The sequence below is a fragment of the Streptomyces sp. WMMC940 genome (assembly GCF_027460265.1).
In the GTDB taxonomy this organism is placed as follows: domain Bacteria; phylum Actinomycetota; class Actinomycetes; order Streptomycetales; family Streptomycetaceae; genus Streptomyces.
In genome coordinates this window covers 1131915-1155800 of the sequence record NZ_JAPZBC010000001.1, presented here as the reverse complement: position 1 = coordinate 1155800, position 23886 = coordinate 1131915, and the positions used below count along the sequence as shown (strand labels likewise).

The 23886-nt window shown below is 72.8% G+C and carries 19 protein-coding genes; 3 read left to right on the top strand and 16 right to left on the bottom strand.

Annotated features, from left to right (window positions below; translation table 11 throughout):
* Nucleotides 1-80: 80 nt before the first annotated feature.
* The 7 genes from O7595_RS05185 to O7595_RS05155 all read right to left on the bottom strand — a co-directional run bounded on the left by O7595_RS05185 (nt 81) and on the right by O7595_RS05155 (nt 10573).
* Nucleotides 81-836 (bottom strand): SIR2 family NAD-dependent protein deacylase, encoded by a 756-nt coding sequence (locus O7595_RS05185; RefSeq protein ID WP_269727542.1) that lies wholly within the window; start codon nt 834-836, stop codon nt 81-83.
* A gap of 117 nt (nt 837-953) precedes the next feature.
* The gene (locus O7595_RS05180) at nt 954-1445 is read right to left on the bottom strand and encodes an NUDIX domain-containing protein (protein ID WP_269727541.1); all 492 of its coding nucleotides are present in this window, start codon (nt 1443-1445) and stop codon (nt 954-956) included.
* Between the two features lie 311 nt (nt 1446-1756).
* Complete coding sequence (locus O7595_RS05175) at nt 1757-5890, bottom strand: SAV_2336 N-terminal domain-related protein (protein WP_269727540.1); 4134 nt, start codon at nt 5888-5890, stop codon at nt 1757-1759.
* Between the two features lie 3 nt (nt 5891-5893).
* Nucleotides 5894-6880: an AAA family ATPase gene (locus O7595_RS05170; RefSeq protein WP_269727539.1), complete on the bottom strand. Its 987-nt coding sequence runs from the start codon at nt 6878-6880 to the stop codon at nt 5894-5896.
* A complete protein-coding gene (locus O7595_RS05165; protein ID WP_269727538.1) occupies nt 6877-9051 on the bottom strand; it encodes a VMAP-C domain-containing protein in 2175 nt (724 codons plus the stop codon). The genes O7595_RS05170 and O7595_RS05165 overlap by 4 nt, the downstream gene beginning before the upstream one ends.
* A gap of 3 nt (nt 9052-9054) precedes the next feature.
* On the bottom strand, nt 9055-9438 hold the full coding sequence (locus O7595_RS05160) for a CU044_2847 family protein (protein WP_269727537.1): 384 nt from the start codon (nt 9436-9438) through the stop codon (nt 9055-9057).
* A 58-nt stretch (nt 9439-9496) separates the two neighbouring features.
* Nucleotides 9497-10573 (bottom strand): ADP-ribosylglycohydrolase family protein, encoded by a 1077-nt coding sequence (locus O7595_RS05155; RefSeq protein WP_269727536.1) that lies wholly within the window; start codon nt 10571-10573, stop codon nt 9497-9499.
* Between the two features lie 659 nt (nt 10574-11232).
* Here O7595_RS05155 and O7595_RS05150 point away from each other — a divergent pair.
* Both O7595_RS05150 and O7595_RS05145 read left to right on the top strand, forming a co-directional pair.
* The gene (locus tag O7595_RS05150) at nt 11233-12366 is read left to right on the top strand and encodes a glycerate kinase (RefSeq protein WP_269727535.1); all 1134 of its coding nucleotides are present in this window, start codon (nt 11233-11235) and stop codon (nt 12364-12366) included.
* 346 nt (nt 12367-12712) lie between these two features.
* A complete protein-coding gene (locus O7595_RS05145) occupies nt 12713-13525 on the top strand; it encodes an SAM-dependent methyltransferase (protein ID WP_269727534.1) in 813 nt (270 codons plus the stop codon).
* A gap of 156 nt (nt 13526-13681) precedes the next feature.
* Here O7595_RS05145 and O7595_RS05140 read toward each other — a convergent pair whose 3' ends face one another.
* The gene (locus O7595_RS05140) at nt 13682-14584 is read right to left on the bottom strand and encodes a helix-turn-helix domain-containing protein (protein WP_269727533.1); all 903 of its coding nucleotides are present in this window, start codon (nt 14582-14584) and stop codon (nt 13682-13684) included.
* Between the two features lie 92 nt (nt 14585-14676).
* Nucleotides 14677-14910 (bottom strand): DUF397 domain-containing protein, encoded by a 234-nt coding sequence (locus tag O7595_RS05135; RefSeq protein WP_269727532.1) that lies wholly within the window; start codon nt 14908-14910, stop codon nt 14677-14679.
* Between the two features lie 167 nt (nt 14911-15077).
* Between O7595_RS05135 and O7595_RS05130 the strand changes: the two genes are divergently transcribed.
* Nucleotides 15078-15623, top strand: a complete 546-nt coding sequence (locus O7595_RS05130) for an ATP-binding protein (protein ID WP_269727531.1) — start codon at nt 15078-15080, stop codon at nt 15621-15623.
* Nucleotides 15624-15964: 341 nt separating this feature from the next.
* Here the strand turns inward: O7595_RS05130 and pssA are convergent, their stop codons facing one another.
* The 7 genes from pssA to ccrA all read right to left on the bottom strand — a co-directional run bounded on the left by pssA (nt 15965) and on the right by ccrA (nt 23717).
* Nucleotides 15965-16834, bottom strand: a complete 870-nt coding sequence (gene pssA / locus O7595_RS05125; RefSeq protein WP_269727530.1) for a CDP-diacylglycerol--serine O-phosphatidyltransferase — start codon at nt 16832-16834, stop codon at nt 15965-15967.
* Nucleotides 16821-17468 (bottom strand): phosphatidylserine decarboxylase, encoded by a 648-nt coding sequence (locus tag O7595_RS05120; RefSeq protein ID WP_269727529.1) that lies wholly within the window; start codon nt 17466-17468, stop codon nt 16821-16823. Before O7595_RS05120 ends, pssA begins: the two co-directional genes overlap by 14 nt.
* Before the next feature lie 182 nt (nt 17469-17650).
* The gene (locus O7595_RS05115; protein WP_269727528.1) at nt 17651-18856 is read right to left on the bottom strand and encodes an acyl-CoA dehydrogenase family protein; all 1206 of its coding nucleotides are present in this window, start codon (nt 18854-18856) and stop codon (nt 17651-17653) included.
* Nucleotides 18857-18858: 2 nt separating this feature from the next.
* Entirely contained in the window at nt 18859-19383 is a 525-nt protein-coding gene (locus tag O7595_RS05110) for a MaoC family dehydratase (protein ID WP_269732369.1), read from the bottom strand.
* 5 nt (nt 19384-19388) lie between these two features.
* Nucleotides 19389-20354, bottom strand: coding sequence for an HpcH/HpaI aldolase/citrate lyase family protein (locus tag O7595_RS05105; RefSeq protein WP_138052217.1), 966 nt, complete (start codon nt 20352-20354; stop codon nt 19389-19391).
* Nucleotides 20351-22363 carry a protein meaA gene (locus O7595_RS05100; protein WP_269727527.1) on the bottom strand — a complete coding sequence of 671 codons (2013 nt, stop codon included), beginning with the start codon at nt 22361-22363 and terminating at the stop codon, nt 20351-20353. Before O7595_RS05100 ends, O7595_RS05105 begins: the two co-directional genes overlap by 4 nt.
* A 16-nt stretch (nt 22364-22379) precedes the next feature.
* Entirely contained in the window at nt 22380-23717 is a 1338-nt protein-coding gene (gene ccrA, locus O7595_RS05095) for a crotonyl-CoA carboxylase/reductase (RefSeq protein WP_269727526.1), read from the bottom strand.
* Nucleotides 23718-23886: the final 169 nt, after the last annotated feature.

The following is a 23886-nucleotide window of genomic DNA, read 5'->3' as shown; positions in this document are numbered from 1 at the left end:
ACCTTCGCGATCGTGCCCCCGCCCCGGCGACCGCCCCGGCCCGAGGCCCCGCAGGCAGCAGGGCCGGCCCGGGCGGCCCGTCAGCCCCGGCCGGGAGGCGGACCGCCCGGCGCCGCCCCTCGGCGCAGGCGCCGCAGCAGCTCCGGGAGTGCCGAGCCGATCGGCTCGCGCACGACCTCGTCGGCGAGTTCGTCGTACGGCGTCGGCTCCGCGTTCACGATGATCAGCCGGGCCCCGTGCTCCGCCGCGATCCCGGCCAGCGAGGCCGCGGGCTGCACCTGGAGGCTGGAGCCCACCGCGATGAAGACCTCACAGGCCTTGGCGATACCCATCGCCTCCCCGAGCACCACGGGGTCGAGACGCTGGCCGAACATGACCGTCGCCGACTTCAGGATCCCCCCGCAGGAGGCGCACGCCGGATCGGCCTCGCCGGCCTTCACCCGCTCCAGCGCGTCCTCCATGGACGAGCGGGCGTGGCAGCCGGTGCACACCACCGTCCGCGCGGTGCCGTGCAGTTCGAGCACCTTGCGGTGCGACACCCCGGCCATCTGGTGCAGTCCGTCCACGTTCTGCGTGATCACCCGGAGCGCGTGCCCGCTGCGTTCGAACTCGGCGATGGCGACATGCGCGGCGTTCGGCTCGGCGTGCAGGACGGGGCCGTCGAGACGCATGCGCCACGAGCGGCGGCGGATGTCCGGATCGGCCATGTAGTGCTCGTAGGTGACCAGCTTCTCGGCCTCCGGGTCGCGCCGCCACAGCCCGTTGGGCCCGCGGTAGTCGGGGATGCCGGAGTCCGTGGAGATACCGGCTCCGCTGAGAATCGCGACCATGGTCATGCCGCGAGCGTACGCAGCGGACCGCGGCGCGGGCGACCGGAATTCGCTCGCCCCGCCGGATCGCGCGCCGCCCCGCCGGGGTCGCGCCCGGGTCCGGGCCGCCCGTCCCGCCGCCGGTCAGGTCACCGGGCGGCCGTCGACCAGTTCGACCGGAGCCGTGTCCGCCGCCAGGGCGTCCAGTGCGGCGAGCACCCGCGGACCGAGCGAGCCGAGCAGATACCGGGTGATGTCCTCCCTCGGCACGAGCTTCCACGACACCAGCTCCTCCTCCTGGAGCCTGATCGCCGAGAACCGCTCGTCGTCGAGCACCCCGCCGTCGTAGACGTACGCGACGACAGGCGGTCGCCCCGGTCCCCGGACCCAGTCGACGACGAGCAGTCGGCCCGGCTCGACGTCCAGGCCGATCTCCTCCAGCGTCTCCCGCCGTGCGGCCTCCCGGGGCGTCTCCCCGGCGTCGGACTCGATCGTCCCGCCCGGAAGCGCCCACCCCGCACGGTAGTTGGGTTCCACGAGCAGGGCCCGTCCGGCGGCGTCCCGGAAGAGGGTCGCGGCCCCGGAGAGCACGCGGGGGAGGGCGGCGATGTAGGCGGCGTATGCGTCGGTGGTCACCCCCGGAGCGTAGTCGGCGCACGAGAGCCGGTGACCGTGGAGCTGCGGGACCGGGTCACGACCACGCATCGCCGGCGAACGGCGGTCGAGGGCGGGTCGGCGGTCGCCGGCGAACGGCGGTCGAGGGCGGGTCGGCGGTCGCGGGGGAGCGGTGGTCGAGGGCGGGTCGGCGCTCGCGGGGGAGCGGCGGTGCCCGGCGCCCCAGCCGGCGGCGTGCTGGGCATCGGGTACCGAGGCCACCGGGCAACCTGCCCGGGAGGAGCCGGAATTCACGCGGAGGACCGCTCCCCGGTGACCCGTCCCGGCACGGTCTAGGAACGGCCCTCCGGTGGCCCGGGCGGGGTCCTCCCACCGTGCGCCCGCCGCCGCGCCGACGCGCTGTCCCGTACGGCCGCCACGGTGTCGGCATGGCCGGCGCCCAGGGTGCGGGTCCAGCCCGCCGCCAGCGTCCCGTACAGCTCGGCGGCCTCCTCCCAGCGCTCCATCCGGGCCGCCGTATGCGCCAGTTCACGCAGGGTGACGAGGGTTTCGGCGTGGAGTTCGCCCAGTTCTCCCGTGCGGGCGCGGTGGGTCTCGCGCGCCACCTGGTACGCCTCGGTGAGCCGGCCCAGCGACCCCAGCGTGGCGGCGACGCCGTGCCGGCACCGCATCGTGTCCGCGTGCGTCGGGCCCTGCACCCGCTCGCGTTTGGAGAGCACGTCGAGGTACAGCGTCAGTGCCTCGCTGTGGCGGCCCAGCAGCCCGAGCGCGCCGGCCGCCTGCTGGCGGGCGTCCAGCGTGCCCCTGTGGTCGGTGCCGAGCACCCGCGCCCGGACGCGGGCGACGTGCCGGTACTCGTCGAGGGCCTCCGCGTTCCTGCCGAGTGCCAGCAGGGCGGAGGCGTGCTCGTGACGGGAGTCCAGGGTGGCCTCGTGCCCGTCGCCCAGGGCCTCCTCCCGCGCGGTCAGGGCGTCACCGAGCAGCCGCAGGGCGAGTTCGGCGCGTCCCTCGCGCAGCAGCGTCACCCCGTGGGCGTGCCGCTCGCCGTGGTCCCACCCATGGGCGGGCCCGCTTCGGGCGCGCACCGGGGTGAAGGGCACGGGTGCGCCCGCGCCGTGGTGGAGCCGGGCACGGGGCGCGGCGAGTTCGACCGTGTACGAGGGGGCGATCAGGTCCACGAGCGGGCTGCGTCCGGAGCGCCGTGCCACGAGGACATGGACGCCCGGGCACCCGCTGAGGGCCCTGAGCTCGTCGGCGAGGGCGAAGAACGACTCCTCGGCGCCCGCGATCCGGTCGAAGTCGTCGAGGACGACGAGCAGCCGGGGCAGGCCCGCCGACTTGGACGTCGTCCCCCGTCGCCGGCGCTCCTTGAGCAGCAGTCCCGTCAGCTCGCGCAGCCGCTCGGGGCGGCCGACGACGGTGTCGCACCACACCACCTGCGGCAGCGCGGCGAGTCGGGAGCCGGGCAGGGCGCCGTCGCGGCCCGCGCAGACGACCGTGAGGGTGTCGGACGGGCAGGACTCGGCGAGCCCCTGCACGATGCCGGTGAGCAGGTCCCGGCGCTCGGCGTCCGCCCCGCCCCGCACGAGGCCGTGTGGTCCGAGGCCGCCGTGCTCCGGTCCGTTGACGTCGAGCGGGACCGGCCGCCCCGCGTCGTCCCGGCCGATCGGGACGGCGGGGAGCGCGGGGAGAGCCGGGCGGCTCTCCGGGGCGAACGCCCACAGCAGCTCGTCCGCCGACGGGCGGGCCGAGGGTTCCTGGGCGACGCAGTCGGCGAGGAGCGCGGACACCTCCGCGGGCACGCCCGGAACGGGTGGAACGGCCGTGCTGGAGAAGGACGTTCCCCACTGGCCGGTCACGGCCGCGAGGAGGATCGATCCGACCGCGTACATGTCCGAGGCCCTGGTGGGCCCTTCGGGGGAGCCGGTGAGCTCGGGCGCCTCGTACTCGACCGGCTGGACGAACATCCGCCGGTGCGGGCTTGGCCTGCCGTCCACCGACGCGGTCATCCAGCCCGTGACGCGGACGTCGTCGCCCGCGATCAGAACCGAGCTGGGCAGCAGCGTGCCGTGGACCAGGTCCTCGCTGTGGGCCTTCGCCATGGCCGCGGCGAACCGCCGTCCCACGGAGAGGAACCGCTCGGGGGCGAGGGCGCCGTCGCGGGCGCGCAGGGTGAGCAGGTTGTCGGCGGGCTCGCCCGTCACGGGGTCCGCCAGGCACTCGCCGGCCAGCCAGCCCGTCCCGCTGCGGGTGCTCACGCCGAGCAGCCGCGGTGCGTGCGGGGCGCCGAGCCGGATCAGCGCCTCGGCCTCGGTGGTCAGCAGGTCCACGGCCGTGTCCCGGTCCAGCGACTCGGGGACCCGGAGCAGGACGTACGAGGCGTGGCTGCCGGACGTGCCGAGGAAGACGCCGATCCGCGGCCAACCGCCGAGTCTGCGGGCGACGAGCCGGTACGGGCCGGCGGTGCGCGGTTCCTCCGCGGGGTGTCGCGACACCCAGGCACCACCGGGCCGGTCGACGAACGACGGCATGGGGGCGGGCGGAGCCTTCCCGGCACTCGGCGCTTCCGGCGCACGTGGCGTCGCCTCCGTCCGCGCCGCCGGCCCCGGCTGCGGAGCCCGCTTCCCGGGCGCCGGCGTCCCGGCACCCGGACCGTCCGCCTCCCGGGCGTGCGTCGGGCCCGCGGCGGGAGAGGCCGGATCCCTGCGAACGGCATCCGTGCGACCCGGATCCGGGCCGGCGGGGTCCGTGCGAACCGGATCCGTGCGACCCGGTCCTGAGCCTGCCGGCTTGGTGCCGGCCGACTCCGTGCCGGCCGGGGCCGGCATGCCCAGCCGTCGCAGCAGTCGCGCGTCCACCCAGCCGAACGGCTGCGCGCCCCCGGCCACCGTGTCCCGGCCCGAGGGGTGCGGCAGCCATGCCGGGAATCCGGCCGTCCCGTCGACGAGTTCGGCCATGCGCAGGGTGACGGCCCGGGTGGTGCGCACCAGATCCGAGGGCGGGACCGTGTCGAGCAGGATGCGCCGGGCGTCCTCGGCGAAGTCGAACGCGCGGTGCTGCGGCAGCAGGTCCCGTTCCGGCCCGTCGGCCCCGCGCATCAGCCCGCCGAGGAAGACCTCCGCCAGATGGCCCGTGTCGACGTCGGGCCCCAGCGCGTCCTGGACCAGGCGCATCACGGGCACCGACACCGGCGCCACCGCCGCCAGATGCGCCGCCAGCCGGTAGGCCTGGGGGGACGATGCGTTCCGGAACCCCAGCAGACCGTCGCCGCCGCCCGTGCGCGTCGCGGCGTAGTGACGAGCCGGGGCGCGCGGCGCCAGCAGCGGAAGCACCACGGAGGTGCCGGACGAGCCGACGAGCCGCGCCCAGGCCCCCACCGAATCGGGATCCGGAGCCAGCACCGGCACGGGAACCCCGGCGTACGGGGCGAGTTCGGGCGGCAGCACCGGGTCGGCGACCCTCCAGGTGCGGTTCGCCGCGCCGCGCCGCAGGGTGGTCACCCGCCACGGTTCGGCGCGGATGCCCGAGCCGTCCCAGAGCCGATGAGGCAGGGCGTGGAGTACGGCCGTCGGGCCGAGCGCGGCCGCCCGGTCCAGCGCGCGGCGCATCCGGCCGTCCCGCCAGGCCGGCCCCACACCGTCGCTGACGACGAGCAGCAGGGTGTGCCCGCACGGGTCCGCGACCGCGGTGAGCGGGAGTGGCGCCGGGTCCTGGACGAAGGGGCGGTGGCCCAGCGCCGGAGCACCGGGGCTTCTGCTGTCGAGCGAGTACACCCGGACGTCGCGGAACGCGCCGCTGCGCTCCAGCAGTCGCCGGGTCTCGGCCGCGAGCCGCTGCCACAGCAGCATCGACACCCCGTCGTCCACGACCAGGGCCAGGTCGAGCCAGCGGGTCCGGGCGGGACGCAGCACCACGTCCGGCAGTCCGGTCTCGGCCATTGCGGCCACCGTGGCCGGCTCGTCCAGCTCCTGGGCCCGCCCGTCCGGACGTAGCTGCTTCAGGGGCCGGAGCGCCCGGCCCAGACGCAGCTCCGCCGAGGCAAGCGCCCGGGCCTCCGGGGCACGCACCGGCACGGCGGGACGCTGCGCCACCGGCGTGGAGAGGGCCGAGCCGCGCGGGAGGGTGCTGCGGGCGTCCGGCGCCCCGTACAGTCCGGTGCCCGGGGGAGGGCCCGCCGGGCGGCCGGGACGGGGGCCGACTCCCCCGCCGGGGGAGACGGCCGGCCCGGCCTCCGGCGGTCCGGCGGGCGACGTCCCGCGCGAGCGCGGCGCCCCGCCGGGCACCCCGGCCCCGCTGTCGTCGGGGGGAGCCACCGGCGGCTGCGGCGCGGATCCGGCCGCGGCGGCGCCGAGTGCCGACGACGCGCCGGGCGGCAGCCGCTGCGCCAGCCACACCGCGTCCAGCAACTCCTCGTGGGCCAGCTCGATCCCGCTGTCCCCGAGGACCCGCCGCAGCTCCCGCCACACCGGCTACACCGTCCCGCCGAGCCGGTGCAGTACGGCGTCCAGCAGCCCGTCGGCGTCCAGGTCGACCCCGCCCCTGCGCAGGAACACCGCGTTCAGCAGCTGGTCGGTGGCGAGCTCCCCGCGCCCGCGCCGGGCCAGGAACGCGTGCAGCAGCTCGTCCGCGCCGTCCGGCGCGGACCCGTCGCCCAGATGGGCCCGGACGATCTCCACCAGCCGCTCCTCGTCCGGCTCGGGGAGGTCGAGCCGGACGCAGCGGCGCAGGAACGCGGGCGGGAAGTCCCGCTCGCCGTTACTGGTGATGACGACGACGGGGAACTCCGAGCAGCGCACCCGGCCACGCACCACCTCGGTCCGTGTCCGGGGATCGGCGGTCAGCACCTCGACGGCGGCCTGCTCCTCGGGCAGCCGCGCGAGTTCCGGGATCTCGAACTCGCCCTCCTCGAAGACGCCGAGCAGATCGTTCGGCAGGTCCACGTCGCCCTTGTCGAGCTCGTCGACCAGCAGCACACGGGGCCGGTGTCCGGGAACGAGCGCCGTGCCCAGCGGCCCGAGGCGCACATAGGAGCCGATGTCCGGCTCACCGGCCCCCTCACCGCGGTCACGGCGCAGATTGGTCTCGCGCAGCCGGCCGATCGCGTCGTAGCGGTAGAGGGCGTCCTGGAGCGTGGCGCGGCTGTTGACGTGCCAGCTCAGCACCCGGCCGAGCCTCAGCTCATGGGCGACGGCGTACGCGAGGGACGACTTGCCGGTTCCGGGGCGGCCGGTCACCAGCAGCGGCCGGCGCAGATGCAGCGCGGCGTTGACGACGTCGGCCTCGGCGTCGCCGATCAGATACGGCAGAGGCCGCGGCGCGCCGGTGTCCCGCGCGCCCCCCGCCGCGCCGTCGAAGCGCCGCCACGGCGGAGGTTCGGGGAACGCCACTTCCCGGTCCCGGCCGTCGCCCCGGAACAGCCGCCAGCCGTCCCCCACCTCGCCCTGACGCCCTGTCATCGGATGTCCGCTCCTTCCGCGGGGTCCAGCAGTTCGAGCCCGCCGGGAAGCGGGAGTTCGGTGTCCTCCCACACCAGCGAAGGACGTGCGCCGCCGGGGGACGGGGCGCCGTAGCGCTCCGCCCGGAAGTGCCGTACGCGTTCGGGGAGCTGGTGCAGCGGACCGGCGGGCGTGACCGCGTCGAGGCGGTGGGCGTGCTGGTGCCCCTCCGCCTGCCGGTCCCACAGCACCACGGGCACGCCCACGGCCAGGCACAGCTGCACCAGCCGTTCGCGGTCCCCGGGCGGGCCGTGCACCACGACCTGGGCGGTGTCCCGGTGGGTGCTGGCGAGCAGCGCGTACACCCGCTCGGGAGAGGAGGTCCGCTCGTCCACGACCAGCGGACCGGCGCGCCCGCTCTCCCAGCGCCGCCGCAGTTCGGCCTCGCGCCGCGGGGCGCGGGCGCTCACCTCGGGGCACCGCATGGCGACCCGGTACGTCACACCCAGCGGCACCCCCCGCAGGAAGTCGAGCGGGCTGCCCGCGTCCCACTCGTCCACGTCGAGTTCGAGGCCGTCCCGGCCGACGACGACGTCGATCTGCTCCACGGGAGGGCCGCCGTCCGCCGCGCGTTCCGCGGACTCGCGGATCAGCCGGCCGATCTCCGTGGGACTCCGGGGCCGGTCCGCCGCGACGAGCCGGGCGGCCGTGCCGTCGCCCCGCACCTCCCACACCTCGCACCGGAACCGTCCCTCGTCGTCGGCCGGCGCACCCCTGAGTTCCGCCACGAGTCGCACGACGGGGGAGGGGCGGTGCGCGGCCCAGGCCGCGGCGTCGCCCCGGCGCTGCGAGAGCGCGGCCCGGTGCACGCCGAGCCGCCCGGCGACCCGGTCCGACCACGCGGTCAGCGCCCGGGAGGACCTGGCGGACGCACCCGCCGCCGCGTACTCGACCAGCTTCAGCAGGGCCGGGACCGGCGCGGTGCCGTCCGGGAGGGCGCCCCCGTCGCGATAGGACTCGAGGTCGGTCACGACCGGGCCGATGTCGTCCGCGGAGAGCCGGGGCGCGGCCAGCGGCTCGGGCAGCGGCGTGTAGCGCAGGGCCTCCCGCGCGGCGCGCGGCAGCAGCGTCGCGTCGGCGGCCACGAGGTCCGCCAACTCGGCTACGAGCAGTCGGTGTTCGTCCACCGACAGCAGCCGTGCCCCGGCCAGCTGGCCGGCGATCAGCAGCCGGTCCAGGCTGTCGCGGCCCGTCCCCGGCGCGGCCGCGGCCGCGAGCGACTCGCTGAGTGTCGCCAGCGCCCGCTCCTCGGCCGCCAGCACCGCCGTCAGCTCCTCCACGGACGGGGCGGAGTCTCCGGCCGGGGGCTCGTACCCCAGTGCCGCCGCGAGCGTCCGCGCGTGCTGGGCCCGGAGTGCCGGATCGCCCAGGAGCCGCCACAGTTCGGCGGCCAGCGCGCCCGGTACGGGGTCGTCACGGCCCGCCCGGCGGTGCACCGCGCAGTCCTCCAGCACCTCCGCCGCGCCCGCCCGCCGCAGTTCCTCCCGCACCGTCCGCCACGGCACCGCCCAGCTGCGCCGCACCGGGTCCTGGGCGCCCAGCGGACGCCCACGTTCCGGCAGCACGTGCGCCACGACCAGTCCGACCACGGTCTCGTCGGACAGCGACCACAGCGGACCGCCGCTGAACCCGGGGCCGATCGCCCCGCCGGACAGCTCGCCGTCGAGATAGCCGACGGCGTCCTCCTGAAGCTTGACCCGGGTGTCCGCGAAGGTGATCGCGGCCCCGCCGCCGTGCCAGGCACGCAGCTCCTGGCCCTCGGCCATGTCGCGCCAGACCACCGGACGCGGCCCCGGCGGGGCCGGCTCGGTCAGTTCGAGGACCGCGAGGTCTCCCCGCCACACCGTCGTGGACGCGGCGGGCCGGGGCGGCACCCACACCGAGACCCTGGCCGCCCGGTGCTGGGGGCCGGGCCCGCGGTCCCCCGAGCCGTGCAGGGCGACGGTCAGTTCGGCCGCCTCGGGCGGCCCGCTCTCGTAAAGGTCCCGCCCGAGCGCGTCGTTCACCACATGGGCGCAGGTCAGCACCCGGTGCGGGGACAGCAGCGCCGCTCCGCCCGCGGCCGTGCGCCCGTCGGCGTACAGCACCGAGAGGCGGGTGGCCGGGGCGGACGGCCGTGTGAACCAGCCCATGGATCAGTTCTGCCGCTCCCCGGGCTGCCAGGTCGCCGACACGGTCATGGTGGCCTTGCCGTTCGCCCCGACGATGCCCAGCTTGAGGTCCTGGCCGATTTCCACCCCGAACGCGACCGTGATCTCGGACGGGGGGTTGCCGGCCCCCGCCACCGCGGAGTGGATCTCGTCCAGCAGCGGGCCCATGGGGCGCAGCGCCGTCCGCAGCGCCTCGGTCGCACGGGCCGCGGCCCGTCCCTCCCCGCCGCCGCGGGCCACGGGAACCACGGTGCCGAAACCCTCCGGGAGATCGCCGGGTCCGGCGGGCCCCGGGGGCACGGCCAGTGCCTCACCGGCCCCGGACAGCTCCATCCGCACCTGCGAACCATCAGTCAGTGCAACATCCATGTACTCGGGCACCCGGTCATTCTCCCGGTCGGCACGGACGTGGGGAGGTATTTTCCGGTCAGGCTGCGGCCAAACGAGCGGTTCGGGCCGCGAGTTCACCGATTCGTGTGCCGTCGAAGCCGAACACGGCGCTGCGCACACGGTCCTCCAGCGGCCGGGTCCACTGCGGCGGAATGCCGGCGGCACCGCACAGCACCCCGGCCACCGAGCCCGCCGTCGCCCCGTTGGAGTCGGTGTCCAGTCCGCCGCGCACGGTCAGCGCGATGGTGGAGGTGAAATCCCCCTCGCCGTACAGCAGTCCGGCCGTGATGACACCGGCGTTCGGGACGGCGTGGATCCAGCCGAGGCGGCCGGTCTCCCTGTCGAGTTCGTCGAGTGCGGCGGCCCAGGGCACGCCGGCGTCGTACAGCGCCGTCGTACGGCGGACGGCCCGGGAGAACCTGCTGCCCGCCGGGATCCTTGCGAGGGCCTTCCCGATCGCCTCCCGGGCATCGGCGGCCGTGAACGCCGCGGCGATCAGCGCGGCGGCCCACATCGCCCCGTACACCCCGTTGCCGGTGTGCGACAGCACCGCGTCCCGGCGGGCGAGCGACGCGGCCCGCACCGGGTCGCCGGGGCTCGTCCAGCCGAAGACGTCGGCGCGGATCAGCGCGCCGATCCACTCCTGGTACGGGTTGTCGTACGTGGCCGTCAGCGGCGGCTTCAGCCCGGCGGTGAGATTGCGGTACGCGGCCCGCTCGGCCGTGAAGGTCTGCAGGAACGGCAGGCGCAGCAGCCACAGTTCGCCGACCTGCTCGGTCGTGAACGCGAAACCGTGGGTCTCCAGCAGATGCAGTCCGAGGATCGCGTAGTCCACGTCGTCGTCCCGGCAGCTGCCGTGGATCCGGCCGCGCACGCACGCGCGCCAGTCGGGGCGCAATTCGAAGTCGGAGGCCGTGCCGGGGGGCGGTTCGGGGAGGTAGTCCGTGAGCGGCAGCGCGCCGGCGGCCCGCAGATAGCGGTCGATCCGGTCACGCGTCCAGTAGTCGCCGCGCTCGACGGGCTTGCCGAGCATGTTGCCCGCGATCCGGCCCAGCCAGCCGCCGAGGATCCGGTCGGCGGTCGTCGGGCCCTGGGGCGTGGCTGGATGCGTCATGACTCGGGTGTACCCCGTCGCGGCTCGGGAACGGGGGAGGCCCGTCCGCAGGACAGCGGGCGGCGCCGGTCGTGCGTGAGACCGGGGACGAACCGGCCCGGCACTCGTCGGCGAAGCGGCGGATGTCGCTGTCCCGGCCGAACGTGCCCCACGGCGGACACGGTGACGCAGCCCTCACCGTGGGCGCCGGGCGCTCCTCGGGGCGGCGCCGGCCGGCCGCATGGCCGTGGCGGCCCCGCCGCCCGTGCCGCCGCCGCCCCGCGACGGCAGCATGCCCGGCCTCCCCACGGGATCGTCGGCATCGCCGACGCGCCGGAGGACGACCCGCCGCCCGCGCCGTGCGTGGGGTCCCGCGGGGCGAAGCGGTCGTCGGCGATCCCGGACCCGCGCTCGTGGTCCCGTCGGCTCGGTGCGCCGCTGCTCGGCCGCGCCGAGGCCGGCCGACCCGAAGCCGACGGCGGTGCGTCCTCGCGGCAGGTCCTGCCTCCCTGGCCGATACCCGCCGCCCGGGGTTCAGGGGGCGGGGCTCCGGGCTCCACCGTGTTCCCACTGCGTCGCAGGCCGGGGGCCGTATAGGACGGATTCCGTCCGCTTTAAAAAAGGGGCGGCTGCGGATAGGGTCGGGTCGGCGCGACTGCCTGTTCGAAAGCAAGGGATTGATGGTGGCGGACGGAGCAGTTACTGCCGCACGGGTGCTCGTGGCGGCGGACAAGTTCAAGGGCTCGCTCACGGCCGTGCAGGTCGCGGAGCGGGTGACCGCCGGACTCCGGCGCGTCGTCCCGGACCTCGCGGTGGAGACCCTGCCGGTCGCCGACGGCGGCGACGGTACGGTGGCCGCGGCCGTGGCGGCCGGGTTCGAACGCCGTCAGGTCGAGGTGACCGGCCCGCTCGGCGAGCCCGTGACGGCGGCGTACGCCCTGCGCGGCACCACCGCGGTGGTGGAGATGGCCGAGGCGTCCGGACTCCAGCACCTGCCCGACGGCGTCTTCGCGCCGCTCACGGCGACCACGTACGGCTCCGGCGAGCTGCTGCGCGCGGCCCTCGACGCGGGCGCGCGGACGATCGTCTTCGGCGTCGGCGGCAGCGCCACCACCGACGGCGGTGCGGGGATGCTGGCCGCGCTCGGCGCGCGTTTCCTGGACACGGACGGCGAGCCCGTCGGCCCCGGCGGGGGTGCGCTGATCGACGTGTCGACCGCGGACCTGTCCGGGCTGGACGCCCGCTTCGAGGACGTGGAGCTGGTTCTCGCCAGCGATGTCGACAACCCGCTGACCGGTCCCAAGGGGGCGCCCGCCGTCTTCGGCCCGCAGAAGGGCGCGTCGCCCGAGGACGTCGCCGTCCTGGACGCGGCACTCGCCCACTACGCGTCGCTCCTGGGCCCCGGGCAGGCCGAACGGCCCGGCGCCGGCGCGGCCGGCGGCATCGGCTACGGCGCGCTGGTCGCCCTGGGGGCGGGCTTCCGGCCGGGTATCGAGGTGATGCTCGACATCCTCGGATTCGCCGACGCGCTGTCCCGGGCGACCCTGGTCGTCACCGGCGAGGGCTCCCTCGACGAGCAGACCCTTCACGGCAAGGCCCCGGCCGGCGTCGCCGCGGCCGCCCGCGCGAAGGGCATCGACGTCGTCGCGGTCTGCGGCCGGCTCGCGCTCGAACGGGACGCGCTCGCCGGCGCGGGCATCCGACGTGCCTACGCGCTCCTGGAGCTGGAGCCCGATCCTGCGGCCTGCATGGCCCAGGCCGGTCCGCTGCTGGAGCGGGTCGCGGAGTCGGTCGCGAGGGACTTCCTCTCCTGACCGCCTCCTGACGGCGCGTCCGGTGTCCCCGGCCATGAGCCCCCCGGGCCGTCCCCGGGGGGCTCCCCGTGTGCGCGGACGGGAGAGCTCGCGGGCGCACGGGAGGTGACGGCGAGCGTTCCGGGGCGGAGCGGGCGTTCCGGGTCCGGCAGCCGTTCCGGCGGTGTCACGGGTCACGGGGGAGGGTGGGGGAGGGCCCTCCGGGTGCCGGGGAGCGCTCGACGAATGGCCGAAAGACAGCCCTTGGGGACCCGGGCCGGTCGCCCGACCTGTACCCGCTCCCCACCGCTCCCTAGCATGTGCGTCCTACCCGACCCGATTTCCCATTGACGCGAATGAGGACTGGATGCAGAACGAGTCGTGGAGCCCGGACGCCATCGACACCAAGGTGCCCAGTGTGGCGCGTATGTACGACTTCTTCCTGGGGGGCGACGACAACTACCAGTCCGACCGCGACGCCTGCGAGCAGCTGCTGAAGCAGGTGCCCAGCACCAAGGTGCTCGCCGTCAACAACCGCCGCTTCCTGCAGCGCGTCGTCCGTACCCTCGCCGAGGACTACGGCATACGGCAGTTCGTCGACCACGGCTCCGGTCTGCCGACCCAGAACAACGTCCACCAGGTCGCCCAGGCCGTCGACCCGGAGTCAAGGGTGGTGTACGTCGACAACGACCCGATCGTGCTGGCCCATGGCCGGGCGCTGCTGGAGGAGAACGACCGCACCGCGGTCATCCAGGCCGACATGAGGGACACCGACGGCATCTTCGGCCACGAGGAGACCACCCGGCTGATCGACTTCGGCAAGCCGGTCGCCGCCCTGTTCGTGTCGGTGATGCACTGCATACCGGACGAGGACGACCCGGCGGCTCTCGTCCGCCGCGTCGCCGAACGCCTCGTGCCCGGAAGCTTTCTGGTGGTCTGTCAGCTCGTCAGCGACCGCCCCGAGATCCGGAGGTTCGTCACGGACTTCATGGCCGAGGCCACCGGCGGGCACTGGGGCCGCGTCCGGGAGGAGCACGAGGTGACGGAGTACTTCGACGGGCTCCAGATCCTGGAGCCGGGTCTGGTCGAGGTCTCGACCTGGCGGCCGGACACCGAACTCGCCCCGGTGCAGCAGACCGACGAGTGGATCGAGTGGGGCGGCGTCGGCCGATTGGTCTGACAGCCCTCGGACACCGCGGGCGGCCGGGCCGGAGGGCGGATCCGAGCGGCCGCCTGCCGAGCACGGGCGTACGGGCGGGGACCCGTCGGGTCGTCGGCCCCGCACCAGGGTGTCTCCGTCCCCGCGCCGGAGCCGGAGAGACCCTGGTGCCCGGCACTACAGACGGGACAGCCGCTCCTCGATGAGGGCCAGCGAGTTCCTCGGGGTGAGCGCGCAGGCGCCGAGCCGGTCAAGCATGTCCCGGTACTGCTCCACGACCTGGGGCTTCTGACTGAACGTGCTGTCGGTCAGGTGCTCGATGTAGACGGCGTCCTTGAGGTCGTTCAGCGCGAAGCGCAGATAGGTCACTCCCGTGCCGACCCCGACCGAGGCCGTCACGTCCAGCGGGGCGATCTGCAACGTGATCCGGGGCTCCCGCATCATCGCGATCAGGTGCTCGAGCTGCGCGCGCATCACCTTCGGCCCGCCGACCGTGCGCATCAGCACGGACTCGTCGATCACCGCCCACAGCCGGGGCGCGTCCGGCTGGTCGAGCTGGCGCTGCCGTTCCTGCCGCAGTTCGACCCGCCGGTCGACGTCGTGGGCGTAGAGCCGCGCGGGCCCGGACTCGACGACCGCGCGAGCGTACGCGGAGGTCTGCAACAAGCCGGGCACGTAGAAGGGTTCGTACGTGCGGATGGTGGCCGCAGCGCCCTCCAGGGCGACCAGCGGGGCGAAGAAGTCCGACAGCACGTCGCTGTAGCTGCGCCACCAGTCGCTGCGCCGTGACTGCTCCACGAGTCGCAGGAACTCGGCGACGCTCTCCTCCCCGCTCACCCCGTAGAGCTCCAGCAGGGCGACGGCGTCGGCCGGCTTGCAGCCGTGCCGGCCCAGCTCGATGCGGCTGGTCTTGGAACGGGAGAAGCCGAGGCGGACGTCGACGGCGGAGGGGTCGAGCCCGGCGGCCGTGCGCAGTTCGCGCAGCTTGCCACCCAGGATCACCTTCAGGGCGGTCGGGTTGCTCTCGACCGCTCCCAGTGGCCCGGCGAACAACGACGGGCTCGGTTCTACTGCAGCCATCGTGCGCTCCTGCGGACTATTGAGAAGACGTCGACACTATCCCGTACATCCGTGTGTGAGCCACGGCGAACTGGACGGTGGGGTGCTTGCTTTCAGCCAATCACGTCATCGAATTCACCGCCGCGCGCTCCTGCGACGAAGGCCTCCACCTCGTCCCGCGTGTAGACGAGGGCGGGCCCCTGCGGATCCCGGGAGTTGCGCACGGCGACCTGTCCGTCGGGGAGTGCTGCCAGCTCCACGCAGTTGCCGGTGGCATTGCTGTGGCTGCTCTTGATCCACACCACCGGGCTCAGCTCCCCCGCCGGCATGCCATTGATGAACTCCATGCCCAACAACCCCTCTTTGTTCGCACGTTCGTTCGCCCCGTATCTGGTCAGTGCAATCCCAGATGCAATTGCATTTCCAGGGGCGGCTCGACAATACTCGGTCCACACCGGCTGCCGCAGCGTCGAACACCCAGGCCTGCAGGGGGACATGACCAGTGACGATTCACGTGTCAACCATCTCCACCACGACGGCCGGGCACGGTGATCGGCGCGCAACAGAGCAGTTCGGCCCGAAACCGCTGCCCGAGAACCCTCGTGCCACACCCCGGGACCCCGTCCTGGAGGGGCTCCCGCCACTCGGCGGGTTCGCCGCCTGCGGGCTGGACGGCGGCCCGCGGAATCCGTGCCAGGCCCGGCGGTTCGTCGCCCACACCCTGCACTGCTGGGAACTGCCCGCCCTCGTGGGGGACATGTCGCTGGTCGTCAGCGAATTGGTGACCAACGCCGTCCGGCACGCGCTCGTCGCCGAACCGCAGGAGACGACGCCGGAGTACCCGTTGTGGCTGGGGCTCGTCCGCCACCCGGGACACGTCGTCTGCTCCGTCGCGGACCCGAGCTCGGAACCGCCCAGGCAGCGCGACGCCGATGCCTCGGACGTCGACGGTCGCGGTCTCGAACTCATCGGCGCGCTGAGCGAGAGCTGGTCCTGGTCCCTCACCGAACCCAGGGGCAAGACGGTGTGGGCGAGCCTGGCCCTGCCCGGCAGGGGCTGATCCCCGACTGCTCCCGGGCCGCGCCGCGCGGGGCGCCTCGCGGTCGGACGGGGAGTGGAGAGGTGCCGTCGTGCCGCGCGCTCGCAGCGCTCCGCGTCCTCCGCCCCCGTGCCTGGGCCCTCCCCGGAGTTCCGCTCGGCACCCGCGCGACGAGCCGGCGCCGAGCGCCCTTGCGTCTGCACCGGGTCCCCCGGGACGCCCCGCACCCCGGGCGCCCCGTCGGCCGCGAGCCGCCCCCGGCCCCGCGCACGGCCCCTGCACACGGCACAGGGCCCCTGCGCACGCGGCACAGGGCCCGGGGCATACGCCCCGGGCCCTGTGCCACGCCCTTGGAGGAACCGCTACGGAAGCTGTGCCGAGGCCCGCGCCTCGCGCCGGTTGTCCCGGAAGGTGTTCACCCGCCGTGCCGTCGCGAACAGCGGGATCGTCGCCGCCAGCACGATCTGCAGCGCACAGCCGGTCTGCAGCAGCAGCTGGCCTCCCGGCGCGTCGAACGCCCACGCCGCGAGCAGGCCCATCGCCCCCACGATCCAGCTGAGCATCGCGACCGCCAGCTTGCCCCGCGGCTTCGGGTACTCGACCCGGCTCACCATCAGCCAGGCCGCGCCGATGATCGCGAGCAGCGTCGGGATGAACGGCAGCTCGAGCAGCACGATCGACACGACCGTCAGCGCGCCGAAGGGGCTCGGCATGCCCTGGAACATGCCGTCCTTCATCGTCACGCACGAGAATCTGGCCAGACGCAGCACGACCGCCAGCAGCACCACGATCGCGGCCACCGCCGAGACCTTCTGGTGGGCGTCGTCGGCGACCATGCCGTAGACAAGGACGAAGTACGCCGGGGCCAGTCCGAAGCTGATCAGGTCCGAGAGGTTGTCCAGCTCGGCGCCCATGGGGCTGCTGCGCAGCTTGCGCGCCACGAGACCGTCGAACAGGTCGAAGACGGCGGCGCACAGCATGAGGATCACCGCGGTCGCGGCGGAGTGCCGCGCCATGCCGCTCTCGCCGCTGCCGACGAGGTGCGGGATCAGGATTCCGGTGGTGGTGAAGTACACCGCCATGAAACCGCACGTGGCGTTACCGAGAGTGAGGGTGTCGGCTATCGACAGCCGCAGCGAGAGGGGCATCTCCTCCGCGTCGTCCGCCGTCCCCGAGCCGGGCTCGGTCCCGTCGACCCAGCCCGCCTGTGTGTCGGGATCAATCACGGTCAATGCGAGTCACCCCCGCGGTCGTGACCTGACCGACTTCGACCCCGGCCTCGACACCCTCCGGGAGGTAGATGTCGACGCGCGAGCCGAAGCGGATGAGGCCGATGCGCTCACCCTGCTCGACCTTGGTGCCCTGCGGGACGTAAGGAACGATGCGGCGCGCCACGGCGCCGGCGATCTGGATCATCTCGATGTCACCGAGTTCGGTGTCGAAGTGCCAGACGACGCGCTCGTTGTTCTCGCTCTCCTTGTTGAACGCCGGAACGAAACCGCCGGGCACGTGCTCGACGGAGGTGACCGTGCCGGCGAGCGGGGCACGGTTGACGTGGACGTTCAGCGGGCTCATGAAGATGGCGACACGGGTGCGCCCGTCCTTCCACGGCATGATGCTCTGCACCACGCCGTCGGCCGGGGAGATGACCCGTCCCTGGGCGATCTCACGCTCGGGGTCGCGGAAGAACCACAGCATGCCCGCCGCGAGTGCGGTGGTGGGCACGGCGATGGCCGCGGCACGCCTCGACCGGCGCGCACGCGCCAGGCTGAGTGCCGCGGTCGCGACGGTCGGGAGGAGCCACGGCGATGCTCCGCGCGCGAGGCGGACGCGGCCGCGAGGTGCAGAGGTTTGGCTGTGGGGCATGGATGACCTTCGTAGCGGATGATGCCGCGCTGGCAACAAGGGGGACGGCGGCTTTCTGGCGATGTTATCGGTTACGGGCCGCAACTGGGAAAGCCAGAAGCCGAGTCGGTCGGCCGGAAGCCTTCGGCAAAGGCTGCCGGATTGTGATCTTCTTCGCGGCCGAACCGACTCAAAAGCCCCATTCAGCCCTGGAAGCGGTATTCCTCGAGCAGTCGGCGCCCGATGATCATTTTCTGGATCTCGGCGGTACCCTCGCCGATCAGCAGCATCGGGGCCTCCCGGTAGAGGCGCTCGATCTCGTACTCCTTGGAGAAGCCGTAACCGCCGTGGATCCGGAAGGCGTCCTCGACGACTTCCTTGCAGTACTCGGAGGCGAGGTACTTCGCCATCCCGGCCTCCAGGTCGTTTCGCTCCCCGGAGTCCTTTTTGCGGGCTGCGTTGACCATCATCGCATGGGCCGCCTCGACCTTGGTAGCCATCTCCGCGAGCTTGAACTGGATGGCCTGGTGCTGGGCGATCGGCTTGCCGAAAGTGTGACGTTGCTGGGCGTACCCGACACCCAGTTCGAAGGCACGCTGAGCGACGCCGCAGCCACGTGCCGCCACATTGACGCGGCCGACCTCGACTCCGTCCATCATTTGGTAAAACCCCCGGCCGGTGGTGCCGCCGAGGACGCGATTGGCCGGAATGCGCAGTCCGTCCATGATGAGCTCGGTCGTGTCGACGCCCTTGTAGCCCATCTTGTCGATCTTGCCGGGGATGGTGAGGCCGGGCCGCACCTCCCCGAAGCCGGGCTCCTTCTCGACGAGGAAGGTCGTCATCGACTTGTGCGGGGCCGTACCCTCCGGGTGTCCTTCGTCACTCCGGACCAGAACGGCCACGAGCGTCGACGTTCCGCCGTTCGTCAGCCACATCTTCTGGCCGTTCAGGACGTACTCGTCGCCGTCCTTCACCGCCTTCGACGTGATGGCCGACACATCCGAGCCGAGCCCCGGCTCGGACATGGAGAACGCGCCCCGCACCTCGCCGGCCGCCATCCGGGGCAGGAAGTGGTCCTTCTGCTCCTGGGTGCCGTGCTGCTTGAGCATGTACGCCACGATGAAGTGCGTGTTGATGATGCCCGAGACGGACATCCAGCCGCGGGCGATCTCCTCCACGCACAGCGCGTACGTGAGCAGGGACTCGCCCAGGCCCCCGTACTCCTCGGGGATCATCAGACCGAAGAGCCCCAGCTCCTTGAGGCCGTCGACGATCTGCTGCGGGTACTCGTCGCGGTGCTCCAGCTCGGTGGCGACCGGGATGATCTCCTTGTCGACGAAGTCGCGGACCGTCGAGAGGATCTCCTGCTGGACGTCGGTCAGACCGGCGGTCTGGGCGAGTCGGGCCATTTCTACTTCTCCGCCTTCTTCGGGGGCTCGATCAGCTCCGGCCGGCCGGGCTGCTCGCCGCCGCGCTCCTTGATGTACGTCTCGGTGGGGACCATCACCTTGCGGCGGAACACGCACACGAGCGTGCCGTCCTGCTTGTAGCCCTTGGTCTCGACGTGGACGATCCCGCGGTCGTTCTTCGACCTGGACGGGGTCTTGTCGAGGACGGTCGTCTCGCCGTAGATCGTGTCGCCGTGGAAGGTCGGCGCCACGTGCCGCAGCGACTCGATCTCCAGGTTGGCGATGGCCTTGCCCGACACGTCCGGCACGGACATGCCGAGCAGCAGCGAGTAGATGTAGTTGCCCACGACGACGTTCTTCCCGAAATCCGTCGTCTTCTCCGCATAGTTCGTGTCCATGTGGAGGGGGTGGTGGTTCATCGTCAGAAGACAGAAGAGGTGGTCGTCGTACTCCGTGACCGTCTTCCCGGGCCAGTGCTTGTAGACCGCCCCGACCTCGAACTCCTCGTACGTGCGTCCGAACTGCATGGTGCTCACGCCTCCGGGGCTTCGAACTTCGAGGTACGGGCCATGCCGGCCGCGCGGCCCTTGCCGGAGATGACCAGGGCCATCTTGCGGCTGGCCTCGTCGATCATCTCGTCGCCGAGCATCGCCGAGCCCTTCTTCCCGCCGGCCTCGGACGTGTAGTACTCGTACGCGTCCAGGATCAGCTCGGCGTGGTCGTAGTCCTCCTGGGAGGGGGAGAAGATCTCGTTGGACGCCTCCACCTGGCCCGGGTGCAGCACCCACTTGCCGTCGAAGCCCAGCGCGGCGGCGCGCTGCGCGACCTCGCGGTATCCGTCGATGTTGCGGATCTGCAGGTAGGGGCCGTCGATCGCCTGCAGATTGTTGGCGCGGGCGGCCATGAGGATCTTCATCAGGATGTAGTGGTAGGCGTCCGCCGGGTAGCCGGGCGGCTGCTCGCCGACGACCAGGGACTTCATGTTGATCGAGGCCATGAAGTCGGCCGGGCCGAAGATGATCGTCTCGACGCGCGGCGACGCCTGGGCGATCGCGTTGACGTTGTTGAGGCCCTGGGCGTTCTCGATCTGCGCCTCGATGCCGATCTTGCCGACCTCGAAGCCCATCGTCTTCTCGATCTGCGTCAGCAGCAGGTCGAGGGCGACGACCTGCTGGGCGTCCTGGACCTTCGGCAGCATGATGCAGTCGAGGTTCTGCCCGGCGCCCTCGACGACCGTGACGACGTCCCGGTAGGTCCACTGGGTCGTCCAGTCGTTCACCCGCACGACGCGGGTCTTGCCCGTCCAGTCGCCCTCGTTGAGGAACTTGACGATGGTGTGCCGGGCCTCCGGCTTGGCGAGCGGGGCACAGGCGTCCTCGAGGTCCAGGAAGACCTGGTCGGCAGGCAGCCCCTGGGCCTTCTCCAGGAAGCGCGGGTTCGAACCGGGCACCGCGAGGCAGGAGCGGCGCGGGCGCAGCCGGTTGACGGGGCTTGTCATGCGGGGACCTCCAGGGGGTCGAGCTTGTTCGCTTGGCGGATCTCGTCGACGATACGGCCGATGATCTCCGTGATGCCGAAGTCCTTCGGGGTGAAGACGGCGGCCACACCCGCACGCCTCAGTTCCTCGGCGTCGCCGTTCGGGATGATCCCGCCGACGACCACCGGGATGTCGGCGGCGCCCGCCTCACGCAGACGCTCCAGCACGTCCGGCACGAGCTCGGCGTGCGAGCCGGACAGGATCGACAGGCCCACGCAGTGCACGTCCTCGGCGAGGGCGGCGCCGACGATCTGCTCGGGCGTGAGCCGGATGCCCTGGTAGACCACCTCGAAGCCCGCGTCGCGCGCGCGTACGGCGATCTGCTCCGCGCCGTTGGAGTGCCCGTCCAGACCCGGCTTGCCGACCAGCAGCCGCAGCCGGCCCGAGCCGAGCTCGTCGGCGGTTCGGGACACCTTCTCCCGGACCAGGGCGAGCGGTGTTCCCGCCTCGGCGGCGACGGCCACCGGGGCCGAGGACACCCCGGTCGGGGCACGGAACTCGCCGAAGACGTCCCGCAGTGCCCAGGCCCACTCGCCGGTGGTGACGCCGGCGCGGGCGCACTCGACCGTGGCGGCCATCAGGTTGGCGTCGCCCGCGGCCGCGGCCTTGAGCGCGGCCAGGGCGTTCTGGGCGCGGCTCTCGTCCCGGTTGTCGCGCCACTCGTGGAGCTTGGCCACGACCCGGGCCTCGTTCGCGGGGTCCACCGTCATGATCGCGGTGTCGAGGTCCGCGGTGAGCGGGTTGGGCTCGGTCGTCTCGAAGACGTTGACGCCGACGATCTTCTCGTCGCCGGCCTCGATCCGGGCCCGCCGCTCGGCGTGCGAGGACACCAGCTGCGACTTCAGGTAGCCGGACTCGACGGCCGCCATGGCGCCGCCCATCTCCTGGATGCGCTCGATCTCGGCGAGCGAGTCCGCCACGAGGGCGTCCACCTTGGCCTCGATCACGTGCGAGCCGGCGAAGATGTCCTCGTACTCCAGCAGGTCGCTCTCGTGGGCGAGGACCTGCTGGATGCGCAGCGACCACTGCTGGTCCCAGGGGCGGGGCAGGCCGAGGGCCTCGTTCCAGGCCGGGAGCTGGACCGCGCGGGCGCGGGCGTCCTTGGAGAGCGTCACGGCCAGCATCTCGAGGACGATGCGCTGCACGTTGTTCTCCGGCTGGGCCTCGGTCAGGCCGAGCGAGTTGACCTGGACGCCGTAGCGGAAGCGCCGCTGCTTGGCGTTCTCGATGCCGTAGCGCTCGCTCGTGATCTTCTCCCAGATACGGCCGAAGGCGCGCATCTTGCACATCTCCTCGATGAAGCGGACGCCCGCGTTCACGAAGAAGGAGATCCGGGCGACGACGTCGCCGAACTTCTCCTGCGGCACCTGGCCGGAGTCGCGCACCGCGTCCAGGACGGCTATCGCCGTGGACATCGCGTAGGCGATCTCCTGGACGGGTGTGGCCCCGGCCTCCTGCAGGTGGTAGCTGCAGATGTTGATCGGGTTCCACTTGGGGATGTTCGCCACCGTGTAGGTGATCATGTCGGTGGTCAGACGCAGCGACGGACCGGGCGGGAAGACGTGCGTCCCGCGCGACAGGTACTCCTTGACGATGTCGTTCTGCGTCGTCCCCTGGAGCCTGGTGACGTCGGCGCCCTGCTCCTCCGCGACCACCTGGTAGAGCGCCAGCAGCCACATGGCGGTGGCGTTGATGGTCATCGAGGTGTTCATCTGCTCCAGGGGGATGTCCTGGAACAGCCGCCGCATGTCACCGAGGTGCGAGACCGGCACCCCGACCCGGCCGACCTCGCCGCGGGCGAGGACGTGGTCGGGGTCGTAGCCGGTCTGCGTCGGCAGGTCGAACGCGACCGACAGACCGGTCTGGCCCTTGGCGAGGTTGCGCCGGTACAGCTCGTTGGACGCCTCGGCCGTGGAGTGACCGGCGTACGTGCGCATGAGCCACGGCCGGTCCTTCTGACGCTCTGTCATCTGATGGACCTCTGACTCAGATGTTCCGGAAGCGGTTGATGGCGTCGAGGTGCCTGGCGCGCATCTCCTCGTCGCGCACGCCCAGGCCCTCCTCGGGCGCCAGGCAGAGCACGCCGACCTTGCCCTGGTGCACGTTGCGGTGGACGTCGTGGGCTGCCTGACCCGTGTCCTCCAGCGAGTACGTCTTCGACAGGGTGGGGTGGATCTTGCCCTTGGCGATGAGGCGGTTGGCCTCCCAGGCCTCGCGGTAGTTGGCGAAGTGGGAGCCGATGATGCGCTTCAGCGACATCCACAGGTAGCGGTTGTCGTACTCGTGCATGTAGCCCGAGGTCGAGGCGCAGGTGGTGATGGTGCCGCCCTTGCGGGTGACGTAGACGCTCGCGCCGAAGGTCTCGCGTCCCGGGTGCTCGAAGACGATGTCGATGTCCTCGCCGCCGGTGAACTCGCGGATGCGCTTGCCGAAGCGCTTCCACTCCTTCGGGTCCTGGGTCCGCTCGTCCTTCCAGAACTTGTAGCCCTCGGCGCTGCGGTCGATGATCGCCTCGGCGCCCATGGACCGGCAGATGTCGGCCTTCTGCTCGCTGGAGACGACACAGATCGGGTTGGCGCCGCCGGCCAGCGCGAACTGGGTGGCGTACGAGCCGAGACCGCCGCTGGCGCCCCAGATCAGGACGTTGTCGCCCTGCTTCATCGCCGCGCCGTTCCGCGAGACGAGCTGGCGGTAGGCGGTGGAGTTGACCAGGCCGGGGGCCGCGGCCTCCTCCCAGCTGAGGTGCTTGGGCTTCGGCATCAGCTGGTTGGACTTCACCAGTGCGATCTCGGCGAGTCCGCCGAAGTTGGTCTCGAAGCCCCAGATGCGCTGCTCGGGGTCGAGCATCGTGTCGTTGTGGCCGTCCGACGACTCCAGCTCGACGGAGAGGCAGTGCGCGACGACCTCGTCGCCCGGGTTCCAGGCGTTGACGCCCGGGCCGGTGCGCAGCACCACGCCCGCGAGGTCGGAGCCGATGATGTGGTACGGCAGGTCGTGGCGCTTGGTGAGCTCGGAGAGCCGGCCGTAGCGCTCCAGGAAGCCGAAGGTCGACAGCGGCTCGAAGATCGAGGTCCACACGGAGTTGTAGTTCACCGAGCTGGCCATGACGGCCACCAGGGCCTCGCCGGGCCCGAGCTCGGGGACCGGGACCTCGTCGAGGTGCAGGGACTTGCGCGGGTCCTTCTCGCGCGTGGTGAGTCCCGCGAACATCTCGGTCTCGTCCTTGTGCACGGTGACCGCCCGGTACGACTCGGGGAGCGGCAGTGCGGCGAAGTCGGCGGACGTGGAGTCCGGCGACTGGATCGCGTCCAGGATTTCCTTCACGGTGTGCCTCCGGCGAATGGTGTCTCCCCGGCCCGGGGGCGGGGGAGGCGTCTCGCGGACGAGAGCGCTGAGGGGAACGTCGGGGAGTGCTGCTTCTGTGGAGGTGTGCCGTCGGTTCGGCGGGTGGTGCCGGCAGCGCTGGTGTGCGCGGGAGGTTGCCTGTGACGCA

Bases quoted from the DNA above. Each gene is read 5' to 3' on its own strand.
- O7595_RS05185 (WP_269727542.1), bottom strand. From the start codon at position 836: ATGACCATGGTCGCGATTCTCAGCGGAGCCGGTATCTCCACGGACTCC.
- O7595_RS05170 (WP_269727539.1), bottom strand. From the start codon at position 6,880: ATGACAGGGCGTCAGGGCGAGGTGGGGGACGGCTGGCGGCTGTTCCGG.
- O7595_RS05165 (WP_269727538.1), bottom strand. From the start codon at position 9,051: ATGGGCTGGTTCACACGGCCGTCCGCCCCGGCCACCCGCCTCTCGGTG.
- O7595_RS05160 (WP_269727537.1), bottom strand. From the start codon at position 9,438: ATGGATGTTGCACTGACTGATGGTTCGCAGGTGCGGATGGAGCTGTCC.
- O7595_RS05155 (WP_269727536.1), bottom strand. From the start codon at position 10,573: ATGACGCATCCAGCCACGCCCCAGGGCCCGACGACCGCCGACCGGATC.
- O7595_RS05150 (WP_269727535.1), top strand. From the start codon at position 11,233: ATGGTGGCGGACGGAGCAGTTACTGCCGCACGGGTGCTCGTGGCGGCG.
- O7595_RS05145 (WP_269727534.1), top strand. From the start codon at position 12,713: ATGCAGAACGAGTCGTGGAGCCCGGACGCCATCGACACCAAGGTGCCC.
- O7595_RS05140 (WP_269727533.1), bottom strand. From the start codon at position 14,584: ATGGCTGCAGTAGAACCGAGCCCGTCGTTGTTCGCCGGGCCACTGGGA.
- O7595_RS05135 (WP_269727532.1), bottom strand. From the start codon at position 14,910: ATGGAGTTCATCAATGGCATGCCGGCGGGGGAGCTGAGCCCGGTGGTG.
- O7595_RS05120 (WP_269727529.1), bottom strand. From the start codon at position 17,468: ATGCCCCACAGCCAAACCTCTGCACCTCGCGGCCGCGTCCGCCTCGCG.
- O7595_RS05115 (WP_269727528.1), bottom strand. From the start codon at position 18,856: ATGGCCCGACTCGCCCAGACCGCCGGTCTGACCGACGTCCAGCAGGAG.
- O7595_RS05110 (WP_269732369.1), bottom strand. From the start codon at position 19,383: ATGCAGTTCGGACGCACGTACGAGGAGTTCGAGGTCGGGGCGGTCTAC.
- O7595_RS05105 (WP_138052217.1), bottom strand. From the start codon at position 20,354: ATGACAAGCCCCGTCAACCGGCTGCGCCCGCGCCGCTCCTGCCTCGCG.
- O7595_RS05100 (WP_269727527.1), bottom strand. From the start codon at position 22,363: ATGACAGAGCGTCAGAAGGACCGGCCGTGGCTCATGCGCACGTACGCC.